This window comes from Variovorax sp. 01T439_2 (assembly GCF_056398445.1).
This window is the reverse complement of record NZ_JBFTPJ010000497.1, coordinates 1-4,353: the sequence shown is the minus strand read 5'-3', so window position 1 is coordinate 4,353 and position 4,353 is coordinate 1. Positions and strand designations below refer to the sequence as shown.

5 protein-coding genes are annotated in these 4,353 nt (G+C 69.1%); 1 reads left to right on the top strand and 4 read right to left on the bottom strand.

Features of this window, described 5'->3' with window-relative positions:
- A partial coding sequence (locus tag AC1DOC_RS21465; RefSeq protein WP_478130446.1) for a cupin domain-containing protein occupies positions 1-668 on the bottom strand: 668 nt, incomplete at its 3' end.
- A gap of 279 nt (positions 669-947) precedes the next feature.
- On the opposite strand from AC1DOC_RS21465, the gene AC1DOC_RS21460 reads away from it, so the two are divergent.
- On the top strand, positions 948-2,186 hold the full coding sequence (locus AC1DOC_RS21460) for a CaiB/BaiF CoA transferase family protein (protein WP_478081354.1): 1,239 nt from the start codon (positions 948-950) through the stop codon (positions 2,184-2,186).
- A gap of 10 nt (positions 2,187-2,196) precedes the next feature.
- On the opposite strand, the gene AC1DOC_RS21455 is transcribed toward AC1DOC_RS21460, so the two are convergent.
- The 3 genes from AC1DOC_RS21455 to AC1DOC_RS21445 form a co-directional block, all read right to left on the bottom strand.
- Positions 2,197-2,454: an acyl-CoA-binding protein gene (locus tag AC1DOC_RS21455; RefSeq protein ID WP_012745510.1), complete on the bottom strand. Its 258-nt coding sequence runs from the start codon at positions 2,452-2,454 to the stop codon at positions 2,197-2,199.
- Positions 2,455-2,524: 70 nt separating this feature from the next.
- Positions 2,525-3,367, bottom strand: coding sequence for a tetratricopeptide repeat protein (locus AC1DOC_RS21450; protein WP_278880136.1), 843 nt, complete (start codon positions 3,365-3,367; stop codon positions 2,525-2,527).
- A gap of 4 nt (positions 3,368-3,371) precedes the next feature.
- Positions 3,372-4,085 carry a TetR/AcrR family transcriptional regulator gene (locus tag AC1DOC_RS21445; RefSeq protein ID WP_012745512.1) on the bottom strand — a complete coding sequence of 238 codons (714 nt, stop codon included), beginning with the start codon at positions 4,083-4,085 and terminating at the stop codon, positions 3,372-3,374.
- Positions 4,086-4,353 lie beyond the last annotated feature (268 nt).

The following is a 4,353-nucleotide window of genomic DNA, read 5'->3' as shown; positions in this document are numbered from 1 at the left end:
CCCGTGTGCTTGCGGAAGGCGCGCGAGAACGCGCTCGGGCTCTGGCCCACCAGCTCGGCCAGCATCGGCTCGCGCAGGTCGTCGCCCAGGTTGGCCGCGATGTGCGCGAGCACGTTGTTGATCGCGTGCGACATGAAGGCCTTGGGGTCGGGCTTGAACGCAGGGCTCGCGAGCCGCTGGCGGTCCTGGCTGTCCGCCAGCAGTTCGAGCAGCGAGAGCAGCAGGATCACGCGGCGCAGCCCGCGCGCCTCCAGCAGCGATTCCATCAGCGGCTTGGCGGCGGCGGCGGTCTCGGCCGGGAAGAGCAGGCCCGAACCCGATTCGGCCAGGAGCGGCGCGATGCGCTCGAACTCGGGAAAGGTGGCCGCCATGTTCTTCGCCAGCCCGGCCGGAAACTGGATCACGATGCCGCGCCGCTCCACGCTCTGGCCCGCGGGCACGTCGCTGATCCAGTTGTGCGGCAGGTCGGGGCCCATGAGCACGAGGTTGCCGGGCTCGAAGTGGCCGACGTGGTCGCCGACGAAATACACGCCCCGGGTCTCGACGATCAGCTGGATCTCGTACTCGGGGTGGAAATGCCAGCGCACCGTGCGATACGGATAGCCGTGCGCCCAGGCGGTGAACGATTCGTCACCGCGGACTTCGACGATTTCCAGATCGGGTTGCATGGACGGTTGGTTCCTTTTGCTTGTCTCGGAGCGCACTGTACGAATCGCCCCGGGCGCCAACAACCAGAGATGGCGCCCGAAATTGATACTTTTTTGACCTTTGTGCAAGCCTGCCGGCCACGGCATTGCATCGCAGCAAAGCCCTTTCTCCTCGGGAGAGAGGCCGTGCCGCGCGGCGATTGCTGCACCGCCGCAAGACCGCCGCGCGCCGGCTCAAGAATTCATAGGTGTTTTCCCGCCTCGCGAAGGCCGGGCGGCGGCACGGCACACTCTGGCGCCATGACGAACACCTCTTCTCCTCCCCCGGCCGCGGGCCCGCTGGCCGGCCTCAAGGTCGTCGAGCTCGGGCAGCTGATTGCCGGGCCTTTTGCGGCGCGCACGCTGGCCGACTTCGGCGCCGARGTCATCAAGATCGAGCCGCCGGGCGCGGGCGATCCGCTGCGCACCTGGCGGCTCTTGAAGGACGGCACCTCGGTGTGGTGGCAGGTGCAGTCGCGCAACAAGCGTTCGCTCGCGCTCGACCTGCGCGAGGCCGAGGCACAGGCCGTGGTGCGGCAGCTGGCCGCCGAGGCCGACGTGCTGGTCGAGAACTTCCGCCCCGGCGCGATGGAGGGCTGGGGCCTCGGCCCCGACGAACTGCTGGCCGCCAACCCCGCGCTCGTGATGCTGCGCATCAGCGGCTACGGCCAGACCGGCCCCTACCGCGACCGGCCGGGCTTCGGCGTGGTGGCCGAGGCCATGGGCGGGCTGCGCCACCTCACAGGCGAGCCCGGCCGCGTGCCGGTGCGCGTGGGCGTTTCGATCGGCGACACGCTGGCCTCGCTGCATGGCGTGATCGGCGTGCTGATGGCGATGCAGCACCGCCATGCCACCGTCAGCGCCGAGTATCCGAAGGGCCGGGGCCAGGTGGTCGACGTGGCACTCTACGAGGCGGTCTTCAACTGCATGGAGAGCCTCTTGCCCGAGTACAGCGCGTTCGGCGCGGTGCGCGAGGCGGCCGGCAGCGCGCTGCCCGGCATTGCGCCGACCAACGCCTACCGCTGCGCCGACGGCGGCTATGCCATCGTCGCGGGCAACGGCGACAGCATCTTCCGCCGGCTGATGGCGTGCATCGGCCGGCCCGACCTCGCGGCCGATCCGTCATTGGCTGGCAACACGGGCCGGGTGGCGCAGGTGGAAATGCTCGACGCCGCCATCGGCGAGTGGACGGCAGCGCGCACGGTGGACGAGGTGCTGGCCGCGCTCGATGCGGCGCAGGTGCCGGCCGGCCGCATCTACACCATTGCCGACATCGCGGCCGACCCGCACTACGCCGCGCGCGGCATGCTGCAGCAGGTGCACATGCCGGACGGCAGCACGCTCGCGGTGCCCGGCTTCGTGCCCAAGCTCTCGCTCACGCCGGCCAGCCACCGGCGCAACGCGCCCGCGCTGGGTGCGGACACCGATGCGGTCCTGAAGGAGATTGGCCTGAACGCCGAGCAGATCGCCGCGCTGCATGCGCGCGGGATCGTCGGCTGAGCGCTGCGGCTCAGGCGCGCAGCGATTCGATCAGGTCGATGTACTTCTGCTTCGCCTCGTCGGCGCCGAGGCCCTTTTGCGCGGTCCAGGCATCCCACTTGGCACGCGCGACGATGTCGCTGAAGCTCGGCTTCTTGGCCGTGTTGTCGCCTTCGGTGGCCTGCTTGAAGAGGCCGTAGATCTTGAGCAGCGTGGGGTTGTCGGGGCGCTCCGGCAGCAGCTTGGAATTGGCCTGGGCGGCTTCGAAGAGGGCGTTGAGGTCGGACATGGCGGTCGGATTGAAAAGCGGGAAACCCGCATCTTAAAGTGCGCGGTACCCGCGGGTACCAAGGCGCGGCTCAGTCCGACAGCCCGGCGCGCGCCAGTTCCACGTCGAGCCGTTCCTTGGCATCCGCCGGCTTCAGCGCGGCGGCCTTCTCGTAGAGCTGCGTGGCCTCGCCCAGGCGCGCGTCGCCGTGCAGCATGAGCAATGCGCGGCCGTATTCCATGAGCGCGCTGGGCGAATGGGGGTGCAGTTCGAGGCCGCGCTCGAACAGCTCGACCGACATTTCGGCGCGCACGCCGTAGGTCATGCGGCCGACCAGCGCGCCCACCTTGTCGATCACCTCGGCGTGGAAGGCGGCCAGCGCGATGTGCGCGTCGGCATGCTGCGGCTGCAGTTCGATCACGCGCTCGAGCGCTCCCTTGAGCTTGCTGCCGAGGCCCTGCGCCAGCGCGCGCGCCACGCTGATGCCCTGGCTGTAGCGCCCGAGCGCATAGGCCTGCCAGTAGAGCGCGTGGCAGTTGTCGGGCTCGGCGCCGACTTGCGCGGCGGCGCGTTCGATGACCTGGCGGAACATCGAAAGCCGCACCGATTCGCGCGGCTCCAGGTAGTTGGCATAGACGGCGGTGGCCTGGTTGGCCAGCACCAGGCCCTCCGGCCCATGCGCCAGGCCGAGGGCGGCGGCGCGCTCGAACTCGCCGTTGTGATAGAGCGCCCAGCCATCGGCCAGCGGATGCCCGCTTGGCGGCGGCGGCAGCGCGTGGCCCGCGTGCAGCCGCGGCCAGTGCGGCAGCAGGCTGTGCGCGTCGTAGCGCGGCAGGTCGGCGTAGGGCAGCGGTGTCCAGGATTGCGCAGCAGCCGCCGCGGCAACCGGGCTGGCGGACATCAGCGAGAGCGGCTTGAAATCTGGATGGGACATGGCGTTAGCGGGCCTCGGCTGCCAAATCGGCGCTGGCCTGCGCAGGCCGCGCGCTTGCGGAATCATCGCCGCTGTAGGCGTTGCTCAGTGTCAGCAAATGCCGCCGCTGCTCGCCTCCGAGATACGGCGCGAGCAGGTGCAGCGTGTGCTGGCCGCCGCGCATCAGCGCGCCCTGGGCATGCGCGGGTTCGAGCGCCTCGCGCGGATTGCGCACGTACTCGTAGCTGAGCCAGTAGGTCAGCACCACCACCATGCTCTGGGCGAGGGTGTCGACCTCGTGCACGTCGATGTCCAGGTGCCCGGCCCGGCTCAGCCCGGCGATCAGCATGCGGATCGCGCGGGTCTTGTTCTTGAGCACCAGCTGGAACTGCGTTTCCAGGTGCCGGTTCTTGCTCAGCAGGTCGTTCAGGTCGCGGTAGAGGAAGCGGTAGCGCCAGATCAGTTCGAACAGGCTGTGCATGAAGAACCAGGCGTCTTCCACATCGTGCACGCCTTCGCTGGCATGCAGCAGCTCGTTGAGCTCGGCCTCGTAGCCTTCGTAGAGCTTGTTGATCAGCTCTTCCTTGGCGGGGTAGTGGTAGTAGAGGTTGCCGGGGCTGATGTTGAGCTCGCCCGCCACCAGCGTGGTGGAGACGTTCGGCTCGCCGAAGCGGTTGAACAGCTCGAGTGCGGCTTCGAGGATGCGTTGCGCTGTGCGGCGTGGCGCCTTCTTGGCCATGTCAGTCCCCGTTTTTTATCTCTTGGGGACACTCTAGCCTATGTGCACTGCACCATGAATGCGCCAGCGCAATGTTTTGCGGCGGTGCGTGTTGTGCACCGCCGCAAAAACGGGGCTCCAGGAGGCGTTCAGCCGGGTTTGCTGCTGCTGCCGCGCCGCACGGCCTTCTTGGCGGCGGTGGCGGGTGCTGCGCTGCGGCCCGCGGTCTTGCGGCTCGCGCTGCGCGCCGGGGCGGCGCTCTTGCCCGGGCGGCGCTGCAGCTCGGCCT

Bases quoted from the DNA above. Each gene is read 5' to 3' on its own strand.
- AC1DOC_RS21455 (WP_012745510.1), bottom strand. From the start codon at position 2,454: ATGTCCGACCTCAACGCCCTCTTCGAAGCCGCCCAGGCCAATTCCAAG.
- AC1DOC_RS21450 (WP_278880136.1), bottom strand. From the start codon at position 3,367: ATGTCCCATCCAGATTTCAAGCCGCTCTCGCTGATGTCCGCCAGCCCG.
- AC1DOC_RS21445 (WP_012745512.1), bottom strand. From the start codon at position 4,085: ATGGCCAAGAAGGCGCCACGCCGCACAGCGCAACGCATCCTCGAAGCC.